This is a genomic window from Mesorhizobium sp. 131-2-1, from assembly GCF_016756535.1.
Taxonomy (GTDB): domain Bacteria; phylum Pseudomonadota; class Alphaproteobacteria; order Rhizobiales; family Rhizobiaceae; genus Mesorhizobium.
In genome coordinates this window covers 3,755,216-3,774,255 of the sequence record NZ_AP023247.1, presented here as the reverse complement: position 1 = coordinate 3,774,255, position 19,040 = coordinate 3,755,216, and the positions used below count along the sequence as shown (strand labels likewise).

The following is a 19,040-nucleotide window of genomic DNA, read 5'->3' as shown; positions in this document are numbered from 1 at the left end:
ATTGGCCCCGCGCCACATCTTGAATCTCATGAGCGACAACAAGCAGCCCGTGCCCAAAAAGGCCGATCCTGCGCCGGTCAAGCCTCAATCAAACGCTGGCGAGATCGACGCCTTTGTCCGACAGGCGAGAACCCTTGGCGCCTCTGCCAGCGGTACGGGCAGGCTGATTCTGTCCATCGACGCGACGATGAGCCGGCAGCCGACCTGGGATCTGGCCAACGCGCTGCAGGGCGAGATGTTCGATGCCGTCGGCAAGGTCGGGACGCTTAGCGTCCAACTGGTCTATTTCCGCGGCCTCAGCGAGTGCCGTTCGTCCGGTTTCGTCAAAGACACCAATGCCTTGAAGCAGCTGATGACCCGGATCGATTGCCGCGCCGGCTACACCCAGATCGGCAAGGTTCTTGCCCACGCGTTGAAGGAGACGGCGGCAACCAAGGTCAATGCGCTCGTCTATATCGGCGATGCCATGGAAGAGAGCGTCGACGATCTCGCCAGCAAGGCCGGCAGCCTCGGTCTGCTCGGCGTGCCGGTCTTTATTTTTCAGGAAGGCCATGATCCAGGCGCGGAAAGGGCGTTCAAGGAAATTGCGTGGCTGTCTAAAGGAGCTTGGTTCCGATTTGATCGCAGGGCTGCCGCGACCCTGGCCGGACTGCTTTCGGCGGTTGCCGTGTTCGCGACCGGCGGGCTGAAGGCATTGGAAGCCAGGGGCAGGCCGGAAGATAGGCTGATGATTGAGCATTTGCGGGGCGGCGGAAATTGATGGGCGTACTGATCGCATTGATCGCATTGCTCCTGGTGCTTCTTGGCGCCGTCACGATTTTCGTTCGCGCCGATCCGGCGAAAATGGCAAATGGCCTGCAATCGCTTGGCCCTGTTCTTCTGGCCTTGGCGGGCGCGGCGATATTCGCTGTCGGGCGCAGCGGCATCGGCGGCATGATGCTTATCGGGGCAGCCGCCTGGTATGGCTCGATGCGGATGAGCCAGCGGGGATCGAAACCGCTGCCGGGTAAGCGCTCCACCGTGCGCACCGCGGCGCTGGAAATGGAGCTGGATCACAAGACCGGCGGACTGGAAGGGCTCGTTCTGGCCGGTCGCCATGAGGGCAAGATGCTTGGCGCGATGGGCCTGGCCGAGTTGCAGCAGCTCTACCGCGAGCTCTCCGGCGATCCGGAGAGCCGTCAGCTGCTAGAGACGTATCTTGACGGCCGATTTCCCATCTGGCGCAAAAACGCTGAGCCGGACGGTGGCGAAGGGCTGGGTGTTGCGCCAGGTGCGGGCGCCATGACTAAGGAGGAGGCCTACAAGATCCTTGGTCTTGAAGCGGGGGCCGCCGCGGCGGATGTCCGCAAGGCGCACCGCCGCCTGATGCAGCGCCTGCACCCCGATATCGGCGGCACGTCGTTCCTTGCGGCGCGAATCAATGAAGCCAAGGACGTCTTGCTCTCCAACCACAACTAGTCTCCTTCGACGCAGAAATTTCCCGGGAGATTCCAATGCCGCCCTACTGCTGGACGGCGTAACAGCTGATCTTCTTCTTCTTCAAAGCGTTGCAGGCATCCCACGCGGCATCTTTCGACGAGAAGCCGCCGAAGCGGGCGCGGTAGTAGGTGACGCCGTCCTTGTCGAAGGCGACGGTGAAGCCGGCGGCATCGGCCAGCACCTTCGGCGCCTGCTTGCTCGTCTTGTCGAGGAAGGCCTGGGCTTCGGACTGCTTCGGCGAGGACGCTACCTGCACGGCCCAGCCGGAGGGGACCGAAGCGGTCTTGACCGGATCGACCGCCGGAGCTGGCTCCGGCTCGGCATAGGCTGCGACGGCTTGCGGCGCAGGCGACGGAACCACGGCGGCGACAGCCACGGTCTTGACCTTCTTGATCTGGACGACCGGCGTGGTCTCCTCGACGACGGGCGCGCTGTCGTCGGCGGAGGCGACGGGGGCGCTGTTGTCCGCGGAGGCGACGGTTGCCTCGTCCTCGGCCGCCGGCTTTTCGTCCGGGGTCGGCGCGTCATGCTTCGGCAGGAAGACCTTGGCCAGCGCACTGATCGGATTGCCGCCACCGGCCTTGGCGATGAGGGCGCCGCCGCCGCGGGTCGACGCCCTCGGCATGTAGGCGTTGATCAGGCCCGCCATCTGGTTGTCGCGGGCGCGGCCCGAGGCGCCGCCCATGACGACGGCGACCAGCTTGCGATCGCCGTCATTGACCGACGAAACCAGATTGTAGCCGGAAGCGCGGGTATAGCCGGTCTTGATGCCGTCGACGCCCTTGATGCGGCCGAGCAGGCGGTTGTGACCGTTGATGCGCTGGCGGCCGTAAAGGAAGGAGCGCTGCGAGAAGTAGCCGTAATATTGCGGGAAGTGCTCCCTCAGCGCGATGCCGAGCATCGCCATGTCGTGGGCGGTGGTGAACTGGCCGGGATCGGGCAAGCCATTGGCGTTGCGGAAGACCGTGCCGTTCATGCCGAGCGCACGCGCCTTGGCGGTCATCATGCGGGCGAAATTGGCCTCGTTGCCGCCGAGCAGCTCGCCCAGCGCCGTGGCGGAATCATTGGCCGACTTGGTCACCATCGACAGGATGGCGGTGTCGACGGAGACCGATCCACCGGGCTTGACGCCAAGCTTGGTCGGCGGCTCGGCTGCCGCGCGGGCGGAGAACGGCACCGGCGTGTTCTTCGAGATACGACCCTTCGCCAGCGCCTCAAACGTCAGATAGAGCGTCATCATCTTGGTCAGCGAGGCGGGATAGCGCCGACCGTTCGCGTCGGAAGAGTAGAGCACCTTGCCGGTCTTGGCGTCGATGACGATGGCCGCCGATTTCGCCGCCATCGATGAGGCGGCATCCGCGACGACGACGGTCATCGCGAGAGCGACGATCGTGACCGTCTTGAGAAAGGAGGAGGATTTGGAGACGAAGCCCGACAACGCCTGACGCACTGATACTTCCCTGAAATTTCGTTGCCCCGGAGGCGGCGGCGTAAGCCTGCCTCACTTCCGGTCAAGCTATCGCGGGCAGCGTTACCAATCCGTTTATGGTAACCGCCGCGTTCACCATTTTCTGGCGATTTGAGCCTCTTTTTATTCGAATTTTGGACTCCTCCCGCCCGCCCGTGCCCAGCAAACGGGCAAAAACTTGACTTTTGTGCAGCGCACAATATATTTAAGGTGCATTGCACAAGGGCGCCCGGGGCAAAAGGGCGTTTCAACCACGAAGGGAAGCGTGAAATGGCCCAGACCTACGAGGACTTCAGCAAATACGGCAAAGAGTTTGCCGACACCGGATTGAAGAGCTTTGCTTCGCTCACCAAGGGCGCGCAGGCGATCGCCACCGAAGCCGGCGAATACACCAAGAAGAGCTTCGAAGCCGGCACCGCCGCGTTCGAGAAGCTGTTCTCGGCCAAGTCGCTGGACAAGGCGATCGAGATCCAGTCCGACTACGCCAAGCAGAGCTATGAGAGCTTCGTCGCCGAGGCCACCAAAATTGGCGACCTTTATGCCGAGCTCGCCAAGGAAGCCTACAAGCCGTTCGAATCGATCGTCGCCAAGGCGAAGTAACTTCGCTCCGGCGAACTGAAAAACGGCCAGCCGGCCTGCAAAACGGACCCGGTCGCGGATGCGCGGCCGGGTTTTTTCATGCCCGCTTCAATCTGGCGGCTTTGCCACCTTCACGATTGCGAAAATCGCTGAAGTTTGCCCACCTAGCCATATTGTCAGCTAAACAGAAGGGCTTAAAATCGTCCATCGAACACCTACATGTCGAACTCGCATGGGGATTCGAAAGAGGCAGGACTACGTGACGATCGGTTTGACTGCCACGGCAGGCGTGGTGCGGATGCAGAGCGACAGCGACGGCAACGGAGCCGGTCGCGGCACGGCCGTTATCACGCGCACCAAAACCAAGACCAAGAAGCCCAGTCTCTACCGGGTCCTCATCCTCAACGACGACTACACGCCCATGGAGTTCGTGGTTCACGTCCTGGAGCGTTTTTTTCAGAAGGACCGCGAAGCCGCCACACGCATCATGCTTCATGTTCACAATCATGGAGTGGGCGAGTGCGGGGTCTATACATTCGAGGTGGCCGAGACCAAAGTGTCCCAGGTCATGGATTTTGCACGACAGAATCAGCATCCGCTGCAATGCGTGATGGAGAAGAAGTGAGGTAACATGCCGGCTTTCTCCCAAGGCCTGGAAAAGGCGCTACATCAGGCGCTGACGCTCGCCAATGAGCGGCACCATGAATATGCAACCCTTGAACACCTGCTGCTCGCCCTGATCGACGACACCGAGGCCGCCGCCGTCATGCGCGCCTGCAACGTCGACCTCGACGAATTGAAGCACACGGTTCTCACCTATATCGACACCGAGCTCGACAACCTCGTCACCGGCTACGACGAGGACTCCAAGCCGACCGCCGGTTTCCAGCGCGTCATCCAGCGCGCCGTCATCCATGTGCAGTCGTCCGGCCGCGAGGAGGTCTCCGGCGCCAACGTGCTCGTCGCCATCTTCGCCGAGCGCGAGAGCCACGCCGCCTATTTCCTGCAGGAACAGCAGATGACCCGCTACGACGCGGTCAACTACATCTCGCATGGCATCGCTAAGCGCCCCGGCGCGTCGGAGAACCGCACCCCGCGCGGCGCCGATGACGAACAGGGCGGCCAGAACGGCGCCGAGCCGCAGGAGGAGAACGGCAAGAAGAAGCAGCAGCAGGACGCGCTGACGGCCTATTGCATCAACCTCAACAACAAGGCCAAGGCCGGCAAGATCGATCCGCTGATCGGCCGCGAGTCGGAGATCAACCGCACCATCCAGGTGCTGTGCCGCCGCTCCAAGAACAACCCGCTCTATGTCGGCGATCCCGGCGTCGGCAAGACGGCGATCGCCGAAGGGCTGGCCAAGCGCATCGTCGAGGGCGACGTGCCCGAAGTGCTGCAGGACGCCACCATCTTCGCGCTCGACATGGGCACGCTGCTCGCCGGCACGCGCTATCGCGGCGATTTCGAGGAGCGGCTGAAGCAGGTCGTCAAGGAGCTCGAGGACTATCCGGGCGCGGTGCTGTTCATCGACGAGATCCACACCGTGATCGGGGCAGGGGCAACGTCAGGCGGCGCCATGGACGCTTCGAACCTGCTCAAGCCGGCGCTGTCGTCGGGCGCCATCCGCTGCATCGGCTCGACCACCTACAAGGAGTTCCGCCAGTTCTTCGAGAAGGACCGCGCGCTGGTGCGGCGCTTCCAGAAGATCGACGTCAACGAACCGACCATCGAGGACGCCATCGAGATCATGAAGGGCCTAAAGCCCTATTTCGAGGAGTTCCACAAGGTCCGTTACACCAGCGAGGCGATCAAGGCCTCGGTGGAGCTGTCGGCGCGCTACATCAACGACCGCAAGTTGCCGGACAAGGCGATCGACGTGATCGACGAGACCGGCGCCTCGCAGATGCTGGTGCCCGAAGCCAAGCGCAAGAAGACCATCGGCATCAAGGAGATCGAAGCCACGATCGCCACCATGGCGCGCATCCCGCCGAAGACGGTTTCGGCCGACGACGAGAAGGTGCTGCAGGGTCTCGATGTCGAGCTGAAGCGCGTCGTCTACGGCCAAGACACCGCCATCACCGCACTGACCTCGGCCATCAAGCTGGCGCGCGCCGGCCTGCGTGAACCGGAAAAGCCGATCGGCTCCTATTTGTTCTCGGGCCCGACCGGCGTCGGCAAAACGGAAGTCGCCAAGCAGCTGGCCGCCTCGCTCGGCGTCGAGCTGATCCGCTTCGACATGTCGGAATACATGGAACGCCACACAGTCTCGCGGCTGATCGGCGCGCCTCCCGGCTATGTCGGCTTCGACCAGGGCGGCCTGCTCACCGACGGCGTCGACCAGCATCCGCACTGCGTGCTCTTGCTGGATGAGGTCGAGAAGGCGCATCCGGACCTGTTCAACATCCTGTTGCAGGTGATGGATCACGGCAAGCTGACCGACCACAACGGCAAGCAGATCGACTTCCGCAATGTCATCTTGATCATGACCACCAATGCGGGTGCGTCGGATGCGCAGCGCGCGGCGATCGGTTTCGGTTCGACCAAGCGCGAAGGCGACGACGTCGAGGCGATCAACCGGCTGTTCACGCCGGAGTTCCGCAACCGTCTCGATGCGATCATCCCGTTCGGCTCGCTGCCGATACCGGTCATCCATCAGGTGGTGCAGAAGTTCGTCATGCAGCTTGAGGCCCAGCTTTCCGAGCGCGGCGTCACCTTCGACCTGTCGCCCGACGCGATCGCCTGGCTGGCCGACAAGGGATATGACGAGCGCATGGGCGCGCGTCCGCTTGGCCGCGTCATCCAGGAGCACATCAAGAAGCCGCTGGCCGACGAGGTGCTGTTCGGCAAGCTCAAGAAGGGCGGCACGGTGCGCGTCACCGTCGAGAAGAAGGAAACCGGCGAGACCGGCCTGAAGCTCGAGTCGCTGGCCGACGAGGCCCCGGTGAAGCCGAAGAAGGAAGAGCCGGAGGAGACGCCGAAGCCGAGAAAGGCCGTGGCGAAGAAGCCGGTGGCCAAGAAGGCGGTGGCGCAGAAGCCGGAGCCGAAAGGCAAGGACGGCGGCAAGCGCAGCCTGGTGCCGCAGTTGCCGCGCAAGGGCTGATAGTCCCTGACGACCGAAAAAGCCCCGGAAACGGGGCTTTTTTCATGGGATCGGTGCGGTCGAGAGTGAGCGCGGGGCTCGGTCTCCGCCGAAGGTGCTGCCTTCGGCAGCCGCGATACGGGCTGAAATTCGGATGCGAAGTGGCCGAGGATGGCGAGAGCGTCGTCGGCTTCGAGATCCTTGTCGGCGACGCCGTGCCGAAAGAGAAATGGGACGATCTCGGCCTGCCCAGCAGCGCACTGAAAACGCGCTCTGCCGGGCATGGGCAGCACCGGCGCGCTGGAGTGCGCTGGCATGATTGCCGTTGTGTGGCGAAGCAAAAAATCCTATCAAGGCGCACGGCCGGCGGGGGTTGCTGCCGTGATTTGGCGCCACTCAAGCGAACGGGATCGCGCTCCCCGCGCGGAAGAAAATGACAAGACAAGCTCGAAAGACCATTCGTCAGGCAGCGATCGCGATTCCGCTTCTTGCGCTCGGCTTCTACTTCATCCCGATCCTGACAACGATCTGGATCGTCTGCGGTCTGATCGACGTGCTGCGTAACAAGAACAAGGACCTGTCGCTGTTCCGCGGCTATTTCCTCGGCAACGGCCTCTTCACCTGGCTGCTGTCGCCTTTCAACCTGCTGGTCGACCTGCTTTGCTACAGGAACCCGGGCGTCTGGAAGCTGGAGCAGTTTCCAGCCGACTATCAGCGCGAGGTCAACGAGGTTCTCGACGTCTTCAAGGCGCGCAAGGACGAGATCATCGCCGATATCGACGCCAATTTCGGCACCGGCCGGCGCGGCATGTATGTCTACCAATGGTACGGCAAGCACAAGATCGACAACGTCGCGGAATTCAACAAGGATTTCAAATATATCAAGACCATCGCCGTGTCTGTCTTCAGGGGCAAGGAATCGACCTCCTGGCATTTCGGCCCGCTTCGGCTCAGCCTGCGCATTCTCTACAACCTGCTGCCGGTGAAGGCCGAGGTTTTCGTCGAGTGCAACGGCGCCAGGAACTACTGGCACGACAATCCGCTCTACATTTTCGACGACACGCTGCTGCACCGCTCGGTCAACGAGTATGACGGGCGCCGCTATTGCGTCTTCATGGATATCGTCCGTCCGTCCCCGTTCCCCGGCCTCATCGCCGGCCTCCTCGCCATCGTCTCGGTCAGCGTCGAGCGCATCAACTCCATGTTCTACAAGAACTGGAAGATGATCGGCTCCAGCAAGCCGAAGAAGGCCGGGGCGAACTGAGACGGTCCTGCTGGCGGCAATCCCAATGCTCAATCTACTTCTCGTTGTCATCGGCGGTGGCATCGGCGCCGGCATCCGCCACCTGACCAATATGGGCGCGCTGCGCCTCGTCGGCCCCAACTATCCGTGGGGCACGATGGCGATCAACATCGTCGGCTCCTTCGTCATGGGCCTGTTCATTGCCGTGCTCGCGCGACGCGGCGGCTCGAACGAGGTGCGGCTGTTCGTGGCCACCGGTATCCTCGGCGGCTTCACCACCTTTTCCGCCTTTTCACTCGATTTCGCCACGCTCTGGGAGCGCGGCGCGACGCTGCCGGCGTTCGGCTACGCACTTGTCAGCGTCATTGGCGCGATCCTCGCCTTGTTTCTGGGTCTTTGGCTCGCAAGAAGCCTGCCTTAATGCTATTGCCCCCGCTTCCGAAGAGGCAAAGCGAGACAAATGGCAGACGTTGAACAGATCACGGTGGAGCCGGGCGAGGCGGGCATGCGGCTCGACCGCTGGTTCAAGACCCATTTCCCGGGCCTCGGCTTCGGCCATCTGCAGAAGCTCCTGCGCTCCGGCCAGATCCGCGTCGACGGCGGCCGGGTGAAGGCCGACACGCGCGTCGAGCCCGGCCAGACGGTCCGCATCCCGCCGCTCGAGGTCGACAAGAAGGGCGAGGCGCAGCTCACCGGCCATTCGATTCGCAACCAGGGCGACGCCGATGTTCTCGCCAAAATGCTTATCCATGAGGACCCGAAGGTCTTCGTCTTCAACAAGCCGGCGGGGCTGGCCGTCCAGGGCGGCTCGGGGGTCACCCGCAACGTCGACGACATGCTGGAGGCCTGGCGCAACCAGAAGGGCGAGAAGCCGCGTCTGGTGCATCGCCTCGACCGCGACACCTCCGGCGTGCTGGTCGTCGCCCGCACCAGGCTTGCAGCGATGAGACTGTCCGAAGCGTTCCGGGCGCGCGAGACCAAGAAGACCTACTGGGCCTTGGTCAAGGGCGTGCCGCCGAAGCGCGAGGACAAGATCTCGACCTGGCTGATCAAGGAGCCGACGCCGGACGGCGACCGGGTGCGCATCGCCGCACATGGTGAAAAGGGCGCCGACCACGCCGTGTCCTACTATCGCGTCATCGAGCAGGCGGCACAGACGATGACCTGGCTGGAAATGGAGCCCTACACCGGCCGCACCCACCAGCTTCGTGTCCATGCTGCCTACATTGGCTGCCCGATCATCGGCGACCCCAAATATTTCGAGGCCGATACCAATTGGGACTTTCCGGGCGGCATTCAAAACCGCCTGCATCTGCATGCGCGCCGCATCGTCATTCCGCACCCGGACAAGGGCGTCATCGATGTGACGGCGCCGATGCCGCCGCATATGCGCCAGAGCTGGAACCTGATCGGCTTCGATGAGCAGAACGCGGAGGAGGGGGGGTGAGCGGCGCCACCGGCACGCTCGACCGGCGCGATGCGGTCGACATGGCTGCCGCCGCGATCATGGTCGGGCTGACCTTCTCCTGGGGCCTGAACTACGTCGCCGCCAAGGTCTCCTACGCCGGCTACGACCCCGTCTTCGTCTCGATCGCGCGCTCCATCCTCGGCGGGCTCTGCGTGCTCGGCTGGTGCCGGCTGCGCGGCATCAAGCTGTTCGAAGCGGACGGGACGCTGACCGCCGGCGTCGTTGTCGGCGTGCTCTTCGGCGTCGAGTTCCTGTGCCTCTATATCGGGCTGGAATACACGACCGTTGCCCGCAACACGCTGCTGGTCAACACCATGCCGTTCTGGGTCTTGATTGGCGGCCATTTCCTGCTCGGCGAGCGCATCAACGCGCGCAAGCTTGGCGGACTTGTTCTGGCCTTCTGCGGCCTTGCGGCCGTCTTCTCCGACGGCATCGTTGCCGGCAACAATGCGACACTCACCGGTGACCTGCTCAGCCTCGGCTCGGGGGTTCTGTGGGCGATGACCAGCATCGTCATCAAGCGCTCGAAACTGGTCGACACGAGCGCCGAGAAGTTGCTGCTCTATCAACTGGCCGGCGCCGCGGTCGTCGGTTTTCTGGTGATGCCTTTCGCCGGCCCGCCGATCCGAGCGGTCACCGCCTTGCCGACACTGGCGCTGCTGTTCCAGTCTTTCTATATCGTCGCCTTCACCTATGTGTTGTGGTTCTGGCTGCTCACGCGCTATCCGGCGGCGGGCCTGTCGAGTTTCGCCTTCCTGTCGCCGGTCTTCGGCGTCTTGTGCGGCGCGGTGCTGCTGGGCGAAGCGCCGACGATCAGGATTTTCCTGGCGCTTGGCCTGATTGCCGCCGGCCTGATCATCGTCAACCGGCCGCGCAGGCAGGTTCCAGCGTAAGGAGTTCTACATGCGCGACATCCTCAACGACCTCGAAGCGGGAAAGCAGCTCTCCGATCCGGACCCGGTACGCCGCGCGCAGATCCAGATGAAGACGCCGCTGCCGAAGCGCTTCTACAAGACCGTTGCGGTCGCGCCGGTTGACGGCGGCTTTGCCGTCCATCTCGACGGCAGGCCGGTGCGCACGCCGGGCAAGGCGTTGCTGGCGCTGCCGACCGAAAAGGCCGCGGCCCTGGTCGCCGGCGAGTTCGACGCGCAACGCGAGGTCATCGATCCAGTGACCATGCCGGTCATGCGCCTCGTCAACACCGCCATCGATGGCGTCGCCAGCGATCCGCAGGCGGTGCTGGAGGACGTCCTGCGCTTCGCCTCGTCCGACCTGCTCTGCTATCGCGCCGATGGCCCACAAGGACTGGTCGACCGACAGAACCAGCTTTGGGACCCGGTCATCGACTGGGCGCGCAGCGCGCTTGGCGCCCGCTTCCTTCTCGCCGAGGGCATCGTCCATGTCGAGCAGCCACGCGAGAGCATCGCCGTGCTCGGCGCCCATCTTGCGCAGCGCAGCGAGCCCATGCGGCTTGCCGCCATCCATGTCATGACCTCGCTGACCGGCTCGGCGCTGCTGGCGCTTGCGGTCGATTTCGGCGCGCTCGACGGCGAAGCGGCCTGGCTTGCCGCCCATGTCGACGAGGACTGGCAGATCGAGCACTGGGGCCAGGATGCCGAGGCCGTGACGCGCCGCTCGGCGCGCAAGCGCGACATGATGGCCGCCATCAGCCTGCTCGACGCGCTGAAAGCCTGAGCGCCGCGCTCCGCCTTCGCACTGCACCTAATACGAAAGTCATAATCCCATCGTCGCTCTGCCGTTGCCCGGCGCTTTCTGTCATTTTTTCGCTCGTAGCTGCGTTTTTTGAGTCCGCGTTCGGAGGCGTTGCGGACGGTGGCGCGCAGCCATCGAGGACAGACGGGATCCCACGGGAGGACATATCAATGGCAATGGCATCGACCGCAGGCGGAACAAGCCGCGGCATGACGCGGGAAGAGAAGAAGGTCATCTTCGCTTCCTCGCTCGGCACCGTTTTCGAATGGTACGATTTCTATCTTTACGGCTCGCTGGCGGCTTTCATCGGCGCCACCTTCTTCAGCCAGTATCCAGAAGCGACGCGCAACATCTTCGCGCTGCTGGCCTTTGCCGCAGGCTTCCTGGTGCGCCCATTCGGCGCGCTGGTGTTCGGCCGTATCGGTGATCTCGTCGGCCGCAAATATACGTTCCTTGTCACCATCCTGATCATGGGCAGTTCGACGTTCCTGGTCGGTCTGCTTCCAGGTTCCGCGAGCTGGGGCATCGCCGCTCCCATCATCCTGGTCGGGCTGCGCATGCTGCAGGGCCTGGCTCTCGGCGGCGAATATGGCGGTGCGGCAACCTATGTCGCCGAGCATGCGCCCGACGACCGCCGTGGCTTCTACACCTCGTGGATCCAGACGACGGCAACGCTCGGCCTGTTCCTGTCACTGCTGATTATCCTCGGCGTGCAAGGAATGTTGAGCAAGGAAGACTTCGCCGCCTGGGGCTGGCGCATTCCGTTCCTCGTCTCGGTCATCCTGCTCGGCATATCGGTCTGGATACGGCTGACGCTGAGTGAATCGCCAACCTTCCAGCGCATGAAAGACGAGGGCAAGGGGTCCAAGGCTCCTCTGTCCGAAGCTTTCGGGCAGTGGAAGAATGCCAAGATTGCCATCCTGGCCCTTCTTGGCCTGACCGCCGGCCAGGCTGTGGTCTGGTATTCCGGCCAGTTCTACGCACTGTTCTTCCTGCAGAACGTACTCAAGGTTGATCTGCAGACGGTCAACATCCTGATTGCCATCGCCTTGGGGATCGGTTCCATCTTCTTTGTCGTCTTCGGCTGGCTCTCCGACAAGATCGGCCGCAAACCGATCATCATGGCGGGACTGGCTCTTGCGATCTTCACCTACTTCCCGCTGTTCAAGGCATTGACCTGGGCGGCCAATCCGACGCTGGCCGCAGCGCAGCAGAACACGCGTGCGACGGTTACCGTGGCGCCCGGCGACTGCAAGTTCCAGTTCAATCCGGTCGGCACGGCGAAGTTCACCACGTCGTGTGACATCGCCACGTCGTTCCTGGCCAAGAGCTCGGTGCCGTATGACATCGTCACCAGCGCAGCGCCTGGCACGGCGGCCACGGTGAAGGTCGGCAATGAGACGGTCGAATCCTACGACGCCGTCGCAGCAGGCGATCAGGCCAAGGCCAAGGATGCCGCCTTCACCAAGGCGGTCAACATGGCTCTCAAGGATGGTGGCTATCCGTTGAAGCGCGCTGCTTCCAAGGTGGCCGACCAGAAGCTCGACGCCTTCGTCGCGGCTAACCCCGAACTCAAGCTCGACGCGGCGGCCATCCGCGCCGGCGAGAAGACGACGGTTCCGCTCGAGCAGGCGGTCAAGGACAAGGTGCTGACGACCGATGAAGCCGCCGGTGCCACTGACGTGACTGTCTACAGCATCCCCGCGTCAGGAGCGTTCTCGATGTTTGCCGACCCGGCACAGGTCAACTGGGCAAAGGTCGTCGGCATCCTGTTCATCCTGGTCCTTTACGTGACCATGGTTTACGGGCCGATCGCGGCGATCCTGGTCGAGATGTTCCCGACCCGCATCCGCTACACCGGCATGTCGCTGCCCTATCACATCGGCAACGGCTGGTTCGGCGGTCTGCTTCCGGCGACAGTCTTCGCCCTGAGCGCGGCCAAGGGCGATATCTACTATGGCCTCTGGTATCCGATCGTCGTCGCTGCAATGTCGCTGATCATCGGCGTCATCTTTGTCAAGGATACGCTGGGCACCGACCTGCACGCCAAGCAGTAGCCGACCGGATCCGCATGCAAACGAAAAGCCCGGCGCGAGCGATCGCGCCGGGCTTTTCACATCAGGTGAGGCGAAAGGGTCAGCTCTTCTGCCTCTGGCTTTCTTCTTCGTCGATCGCCGCTTCGTGGTACCAGCCGTCAAAATCGGCATGCGTGTTGCGCAGCGAGGCAAGCTCTGCCGCGAACTTGGCCTTTGCGCCTAAATTTAAGGCAGCTTTGCGCCCTGCCAGAGGGAACATCAGAATCTTCGCCGACGGACGGGATGGGGTGACTTGCATTGGCGATCTCCCTCCTTCTCCAGGAGCCAGTCGATTCATCTATTTTCCAAGATAGGTCTTGCGACTCATTTAAGCAATATGCCCACAAAAAGATCAGTATTTGCCTGTTATTTATGCAAACAATGCTTCTGATCGATCTGGACCCATCGCTGAGACGGCTCACCAAATTCAACGCTTTGTGATGACCATTTTGCCGCACCCATTGGGGCAAGAGTGGCACACGAATTGCTTTTTAACGATCGGCAGGTCGGCTCAGCCCGGCCATGCGTCGTCGCCCTGCGCGGTGATCAAGCAACGAGAGGCTCTAGAATGACCAAATACAAGCTCGAGTATATCTGGCTCGACGGATACACCCCGGTCCCCAATCTTCGCGGCAAGACTCAGATCAAGGAATTTGCCGAGTTCCCGACGCTCGAGCAGCTGCCGCTGTGGGGCTTCGACGGCTCCTCGACGCAGCAGGCCGAAGGCCATAGCTCCGACTGCGTGCTGAAGCCGGTCGCGGTCTATCCCGATCCGGCCCGTACCAATGGCGTGCTGGTGATGTGCGAAGTGATGATGCCGGATGGCGTCACGCCGCACGTATCCAACAAGCGCGCCACCATCCTCGATGACGAGGGTGCCTGGTTCGGCTTCGAGCAGGAATATTTCTTCTACAAGGACGGCCGTCCGCTCGGCTTCCCCGAGAGCGGCTATCCGGCACCGCAGGGCCCGTACTACACCGGCGTCGGCTATTCGAATGTCGGTTCGGTCGCGCGCCAGATCGTCGAGGAGCATCTCGACCAGTGCCTTGCCGCCGGCATCAACCATGAAGGCATCAATGCCGAGGTGGCCAAGGGCCAATGGGAATTCCAGATCTTCGGCAAGGGCTCCAAGAAGGCCGCCGACCAGATGTGGATGGCCCGCTACCTGATGCAGCGCCTGACCGAGAAGTACGGCATCGACATCGAATACCACTGCAAGCCGCTCGGCGATACCGACTGGAACGGCTCGGGCATGCACGCCAACTTCTCGACCGCTTACATGCGCGAAGTCGGCGGCAAGGCCTATTTCGAGGCGCTGATGGCAGCCTTCGACAAGAACCTGATGGATCACATCGCCGTCTACGGGCCGGACAACGACAAGCGTCTGACCGGCAAGCATGAGACCGCGCCGTGGAACAAGTTCAGCTATGGCATCGCCGACCGCGGCGCTTCGATCCGCGTGCCGCATTCGTTCATCAAGAATGACTACAAGGGCTATCTGGAAGACCGCCGTCCGAACTCGCAGGGCGACCCCTACCAGATCGCTTCACAGATCCTGAAGACGATCGCGTCGGTTCCGGCCAGCGCCTCCGTCTCGGCTGCCGCCTGATCCTCTTCGGACCGCGGCGCTCAACGTCACGAAACTCTGCGACCTCCAAATGGCCCCGGCGGAAACGCCGGGGCTTTTTGTTGCGGGCTCCAGGAAGGAAATAGCGACTCACGGCCGCCAATCCGGCAAATGGTCTGGTCCTCTATTCCTCCATTCCAAGGCTTCTCAGCGCGTTTTCGTGTCGGTCGAGAATTTCAGCTGTAAAGGGCATCGAGCCGCGAACCGCCCGCAAGGTGAGCCCCGGATATTCGCGGTGACAACGCGCCATATGCTGCCGGGCTTCGTCGAGACGTCCCGCTTCGACAAGGGCCGGGATCAGCGTACGCAGTATCCACAGGGCATTCGGATGCTCTGCCAGGACACGCAGATACAGATCCGCCGACTGACTGGGCCGCCTGGCGCTGAAATGCACGACAGCGAGGCCCAAATGACAGGTATAAACCATGGGATCAAACGGCCCCAGTCGCAACGACCGCTCGAAGCATTCGACCGCTCGCTCGACCTCGTCTCTGTAGGCTGCAACCCAGCCGCTCCTGTTCCAGGCGAAGGCCGAATTGGGATCGATCGAACACGCCTTTTCAAGGAGCGCGCCTGCGGTGACAAAATTGCTCGACACGGTGTGGGCAGCGCCGAGCACGGCAAGGGAAAATGGGTCGTCACCGTTGACTTCGGCAGATCGCTCCGCCAGCCCGAGCGCACGGCGCCGGTCGGTCTCCGGCGAAGTCGACCAATTGTAGACGGCGCGCTGCGCATGACACCAGGACAGCAGCGACAGGGCCAGCGGATAGTCGGGATCGCCCAGCAATGCCTTCTCCAGCGTCTCGATGGCGATCGCGTTGTCCTGGCGGCCGAGCGCCCAGACATGCGGCAGACTGCGCATCACCAGATCGTAGGTTTGCAGGTCGCCCGGCCGCTTGCGGCGCGCCCGCTCGATTTCCGCCATCTGGATCGACGGCAGAATGGCGCCTGCGACACCGGCCGTCACATTGTCCTGCAGCGCAAACGCATCCGCGATGTCACCCTTAAAGCCTTCCGCCCAGATCAGACTGCCGGTCTCTGCCTCGACCAGCCGCGCCGAGATGCGGAGCTGATCGAGATGCCGGCGCACGCTTCCTTCCAGCACGTAGCGGACACCGAGCTCGCGGCCGATGCGCTGTAGGTCGAGCGCCTGGCCGCGGTAAGCAAAGGCCGAGTTGCGCGACATGACGAACAGGCCGCGAATGCGCGCCAGCGCCGCCGTGATCTCCTCCACCGTGCCGTCGGCGAGGTAGGATTGCTCAGGGTCAGATGACAGGTTCTCGAAGGGAAGCACGACGAGCGACGGCTTGTCGGGGAGCTGAGGCGACTGACGCGCATCGACGGCCGGCGGTCCCTCCAGCACGTCACCGGGGAACATGTAGCCGCGGCGCGGCATGGTGCGGATCAGCGTCTGCGCTTTGTCGCCCAGCGCGCGGCGGATGTCGCTGATGCATTGGGTGAGCGAATCTTCGGTGACGATCACGTTGCTCCACACGGCATGCAGAAGCTCGTCCTTCGACACCAGCCGGCCGGCATTGTGGATAAGAAAAATCAGCAGATCGAGCGATTTGGGTCGCAGCGCGATCTCGCCCGAACCGTCGCGCAACACTCCGGCGCGCGTGTCGAGGCTGAAGCCGGCGAAGCTGTAGATCGGCTGTGGCTCGGCGTTCATCGCGACTGTCTGCTCCTCGGAATTTCAGAGCTTCGTCAGGGTTCTTTCAGACCGCTTTCCGGACAAGCATTTCGAACCAGCGCAATCTCGCACTCAACGATGAAGGTGGCAAGAAACCCAAGTCAAAGGCCGAAAATCACAACAGGAGGCAACGATGTCCAGTACGCAGACAAACCCCATCATGACGACGGCTAATTTCATCGGTGCCGAAGCTGGCCACGGGCGGCACCCCTCCTTCTCCCTGTTTTTCAGGCTGTACGCGACAGCGAAATGGACGCTGCTGTGGCTGCCGCGCTTCTGGAAGGCGCGTAGCCAGCTCGCATGTCTGGCCGCCATGAGCGAGTGCGAGCGCCGTGATATCGGCCTCACCGGCTGCGATATCGAGAACGCCTTTGCCTTGCCTGTCGACCGTGACCCGACAGAAATGCTGGCGCAGGTCGCGGCAGACCGCCGCCTTCGACGCGAACACTGATTGGAGAGCGGCCAGTTTTCGGCGGCTGCGACCAGCCATCCAGTCAAAGAAAAACCCCGGCGTTACCGCCAGGGTTTTTCTTTGTCTCTCGGAGGATTGCTCAGATCGAGTAGTACATGTCGTATTCGACCGGATGCGGGGTCATCTCGAAGCGCATCACCTCGGCCATCTTCAGCTCGATATAGCTGTCGATCTGGTCGTCGTCGAAGACGCCGCCGGCCTTGAGGAAGCCGCGGTCCTTGTCGAGGCTCTGCAGCGCCTCGCGCAGCGAGCCGCAGACGGTCGGGATCTTCTTCAGCTCCTTCGGCGGCAGGTCGTACAGATCCTTGTCCATCGGCTGTCCCGGGTGGATCTTGTTCTTGATGCCGTCGAGGCCGGCCATCAGCATGGCGGCGAAAGCGAGGTAGGGGTTCGCGCCCGGATCGGGGAAGCGGACCTCGACGCGCTTAGCCTTCGGCGACGAGCCGAACGGAATGCGGCAGGACGCCGAGCGGTTGCGCGCCGAATAGGCGAGCAGCACCGGCGCTTCATAGCCCGGCACCAGGCGCTTGTAGGAGTTGGTCAGCGGGTTGGTGAAGGCGTTGATCGCCTTGGCGTGCTTGATGATGCCGCCGATGTAGAACAGGCAGCTTTCCGACAGGCCGGCATATTCGTTGCCGGCGAAGGTCGGCTTGCCGCCCTTCCAGATCGACTGGTGGACGTGCATGCCCGAGCCGTTGTCGCCGAAGATCGGCTTCGGCATGAAGGTGGCCGTCTTGCCATAGGCGTTGGCGACCTGGTGCACGACGTACTTGTAGATCAGCATCTTGTCGGCGTTGCGGACCAGCGTGTCGAACTTGATGCCGAGCTCGTGCTGCGCGGCGGCAACCTCATGGTGATGCTTCTCGACGCGCACGCCCATCTCGGCGAGCACGGTCAGCATTTCCGAGCGCATGTCCTGGGCGGAATCGATCGGCGGCACAGGGAAGTAGCCGCCCTTGATGCGCGGACGATGGCCGAGGTTGCCGGTCTCGTAGTCGGTGTCGTCGTTGGAGGGCAGTTCGGTGGAGTCCAGGCGGAAACCGGTGTTGTACGGGTCGGCCTTGTACTTGACGTCGTCGAAGACGAAGAATTCGGCTTCCGGACCGACGAAGATCTGGTCGCCGATGCCTTCCGACTTCATGTAGGCCTCGGCCTTCTTGGCGGTGCCGCGCGGGTCGCGGTTGTAGGATTCGCCGGAGACCGGATCAAGGATGTCGCACAGGATGACCATGGTCGACTGGGCGAAGAACGGATCCATGTGCACCGTGTCGGGATCGGGCATCAGCACCATGTCGGACTCGTTGATCGCCTTCCAGCCAGCGATCGAGGACCCGTCGAACATGACGCCATCGGCGAACATGTCTTCCTCGACCTCGACGACATCCATGGTGACGTGCTGCAGCTTGCCCTTCGGATCGGTGAAGCGCAGGTCGACGAATTTCACGTCGTTGTCCTTGATCTGCTTCATGATGTCTTTGGCTGTCGTCATGTCATGTATCCCTGTTTGATGACGTTTTTTGATGATGACGTTGCAGAAAGATGCGTGGCGTCAGACGGCGTCCATCCCGGTTTCACCGGTACGGATGCGCACGACTTCCTCGATATTGGAGACGAAGATCTTGCCGTCGCCGATGCGGCCGGTCTGCGCCGCCTTGCGGATGGCCTCAATGGCGCCTTCGACGGCGTCGTCGCCGAGCACCACCTCGATCTTCACCTTGGGCAGGAAGTCGACGACATATTCGGCGCCGCGATAGAGTTCGGTGTGGCCCTTCTGCCGGCCGAAGCCCTTGGCCTCGGTCACCGTGATGCCTTGCAGGCCAGCCTCCTGAAGCGCTTCCTTCACTTCGTCCAGCTTGAATGGCTTGATGATCGCTTCGATCTTTTTCATGTAAAAAGTGGCCTCCACTGCCAAAAAGACGGGTTGTGTACCCCGCTTGCGCCTCGATCAAGCACGAACTGTGCCAGTCCGGGCGGATTCGAAGCGACATTGGGCGATTTCACTACCATGCCGCGCGCCGATGCGCATTCGCGTCATTCGCGGCATTGGAAGCGTCACCGACGCTCGAAGCCTATACATTGCTGACTCTCCCGTCCGCACAATAATTAGGCAAATAGCGCAACTTGCAGGCAGTTTTGCCCGTTGG

General features: G+C 62.5%; 19 protein-coding genes. 14 read left to right on the top strand and 5 right to left on the bottom strand.

The window, feature by feature from the left end; genetic code table 11:
* Positions 1-28 precede the first annotated feature (28 nt).
* Together JG743_RS18235 and JG743_RS18230 are read left to right on the top strand one after the other, a co-directional pair.
* Positions 29-760 carry a VWA domain-containing protein gene (locus tag JG743_RS18235; protein WP_202292180.1) on the top strand — a complete coding sequence of 244 codons (732 nt, stop codon included), beginning with the start codon at positions 29-31 and terminating at the stop codon, positions 758-760.
* Entirely contained in the window at positions 760-1,458 is a 699-nt protein-coding gene (locus JG743_RS18230; protein ID WP_202292179.1) for a DnaJ domain-containing protein, read from the top strand. Before JG743_RS18235 ends, JG743_RS18230 begins: the two co-directional genes overlap by 1 nt.
* 43 nt (positions 1,459-1,501) lie before the next feature.
* Here JG743_RS18230 and JG743_RS18225 read toward each other — a convergent pair whose 3' ends face one another.
* Positions 1,502-2,929, bottom strand: coding sequence for an SPOR domain-containing protein (locus JG743_RS18225; RefSeq protein WP_202292178.1), 1,428 nt, complete (start codon positions 2,927-2,929; stop codon positions 1,502-1,504).
* A 288-nt stretch (positions 2,930-3,217) separates the two neighbouring features.
* On the opposite strand from JG743_RS18225, the gene JG743_RS18220 reads away from it, so the two are divergent.
* From JG743_RS18220 to JG743_RS18175, 10 genes are all read left to right on the top strand, one after another.
* Positions 3,218-3,547: a phasin family protein gene (locus tag JG743_RS18220; RefSeq protein WP_202292177.1), complete on the top strand. Its 330-nt coding sequence runs from the start codon at positions 3,218-3,220 to the stop codon at positions 3,545-3,547.
* Between the two features lie 277 nt (positions 3,548-3,824).
* Positions 3,825-4,151 (top strand): ATP-dependent Clp protease adapter ClpS, encoded by a 327-nt coding sequence (gene clpS, locus JG743_RS18215; protein ID WP_202302711.1) that lies wholly within the window; start codon positions 3,825-3,827, stop codon positions 4,149-4,151.
* Positions 4,152-4,157: 6 nt separating this feature from the next.
* Positions 4,158-6,626 carry an ATP-dependent Clp protease ATP-binding subunit ClpA gene (gene clpA, locus JG743_RS18210; protein ID WP_202292176.1) on the top strand — a complete coding sequence of 823 codons (2,469 nt, stop codon included), beginning with the start codon at positions 4,158-4,160 and terminating at the stop codon, positions 6,624-6,626.
* Between the two features lie 44 nt (positions 6,627-6,670).
* On the top strand, positions 6,671-7,042 hold the full coding sequence (locus JG743_RS34775; protein ID WP_446720862.1) for a DUF930 domain-containing protein: 372 nt from the start codon (positions 6,671-6,673) through the stop codon (positions 7,040-7,042).
* A complete protein-coding gene (locus JG743_RS18200; RefSeq protein ID WP_202292175.1) occupies positions 7,039-7,869 on the top strand; it encodes an aspartyl/asparaginyl beta-hydroxylase domain-containing protein in 831 nt (276 codons plus the stop codon). The genes JG743_RS34775 and JG743_RS18200 overlap by 4 nt, the downstream gene beginning before the upstream one ends.
* Positions 7,870-7,894: 25 nt before the next feature.
* Positions 7,895-8,269: a fluoride efflux transporter CrcB gene (crcB, locus tag JG743_RS18195; RefSeq protein WP_202292174.1), complete on the top strand. Its 375-nt coding sequence runs from the start codon at positions 7,895-7,897 to the stop codon at positions 8,267-8,269.
* Between the two features lie 39 nt (positions 8,270-8,308).
* Positions 8,309-9,295: an RluA family pseudouridine synthase gene (locus tag JG743_RS18190; RefSeq protein ID WP_202292173.1), complete on the top strand. Its 987-nt coding sequence runs from the start codon at positions 8,309-8,311 to the stop codon at positions 9,293-9,295.
* Between the two features lie 41 nt (positions 9,296-9,336).
* Positions 9,337-10,209 carry a DMT family transporter gene (locus JG743_RS18185; RefSeq protein WP_202302707.1) on the top strand — a complete coding sequence of 291 codons (873 nt, stop codon included), beginning with the start codon at positions 9,337-9,339 and terminating at the stop codon, positions 10,207-10,209.
* A 10-nt stretch (positions 10,210-10,219) separates the two neighbouring features.
* Complete coding sequence (locus tag JG743_RS18180) at positions 10,220-11,011, top strand: ATP12 family chaperone protein (RefSeq protein ID WP_202292172.1); 792 nt, start codon at positions 10,220-10,222, stop codon at positions 11,009-11,011.
* A 188-nt stretch (positions 11,012-11,199) separates the two neighbouring features.
* Positions 11,200-13,086 (top strand): MFS transporter, encoded by a 1,887-nt coding sequence (locus JG743_RS18175; protein ID WP_202292171.1) that lies wholly within the window; start codon positions 11,200-11,202, stop codon positions 13,084-13,086.
* Positions 13,087-13,165: 79 nt separating this feature from the next.
* On the opposite strand, the gene JG743_RS18170 is transcribed toward JG743_RS18175, so the two are convergent.
* The gene (locus JG743_RS18170) at positions 13,166-13,363 is read right to left on the bottom strand and encodes a DUF2735 domain-containing protein (protein WP_202292170.1); all 198 of its coding nucleotides are present in this window, start codon (positions 13,361-13,363) and stop codon (positions 13,166-13,168) included.
* A 309-nt stretch (positions 13,364-13,672) separates the two neighbouring features.
* Between JG743_RS18170 and JG743_RS18165 the strand changes: the two genes are divergently transcribed.
* Positions 13,673-14,713, top strand: coding sequence for a glutamine synthetase beta-grasp domain-containing protein (locus JG743_RS18165; RefSeq protein WP_202292169.1), 1,041 nt, complete (start codon positions 13,673-13,675; stop codon positions 14,711-14,713).
* Positions 14,714-14,855: 142 nt separating this feature from the next.
* Here the strand turns inward: JG743_RS18165 and JG743_RS18160 are convergent, their stop codons facing one another.
* Complete coding sequence (locus JG743_RS18160) at positions 14,856-16,403, bottom strand: winged helix-turn-helix domain-containing tetratricopeptide repeat protein (RefSeq protein WP_202292168.1); 1,548 nt, start codon at positions 16,401-16,403, stop codon at positions 14,856-14,858.
* A 154-nt stretch (positions 16,404-16,557) separates the two neighbouring features.
* Here JG743_RS18160 and JG743_RS18155 point away from each other — a divergent pair, with 154 nt between their 5' ends.
* A complete protein-coding gene (locus tag JG743_RS18155; protein WP_202292167.1) occupies positions 16,558-16,875 on the top strand; it encodes a hypothetical protein in 318 nt (105 codons plus the stop codon).
* A gap of 100 nt (positions 16,876-16,975) precedes the next feature.
* Here JG743_RS18155 and glnA read toward each other — a convergent pair whose 3' ends face one another.
* Positions 16,976-18,385: a type I glutamate--ammonia ligase gene (glnA, locus tag JG743_RS18150; protein ID WP_202292166.1), complete on the bottom strand. Its 1,410-nt coding sequence runs from the start codon at positions 18,383-18,385 to the stop codon at positions 16,976-16,978.
* Between the two features lie 60 nt (positions 18,386-18,445).
* Positions 18,446-18,784 carry a P-II family nitrogen regulator gene (locus JG743_RS18145; RefSeq protein ID WP_006205430.1) on the bottom strand — a complete coding sequence of 113 codons (339 nt, stop codon included), beginning with the start codon at positions 18,782-18,784 and terminating at the stop codon, positions 18,446-18,448.
* Positions 18,785-19,040 lie beyond the last annotated feature (256 nt).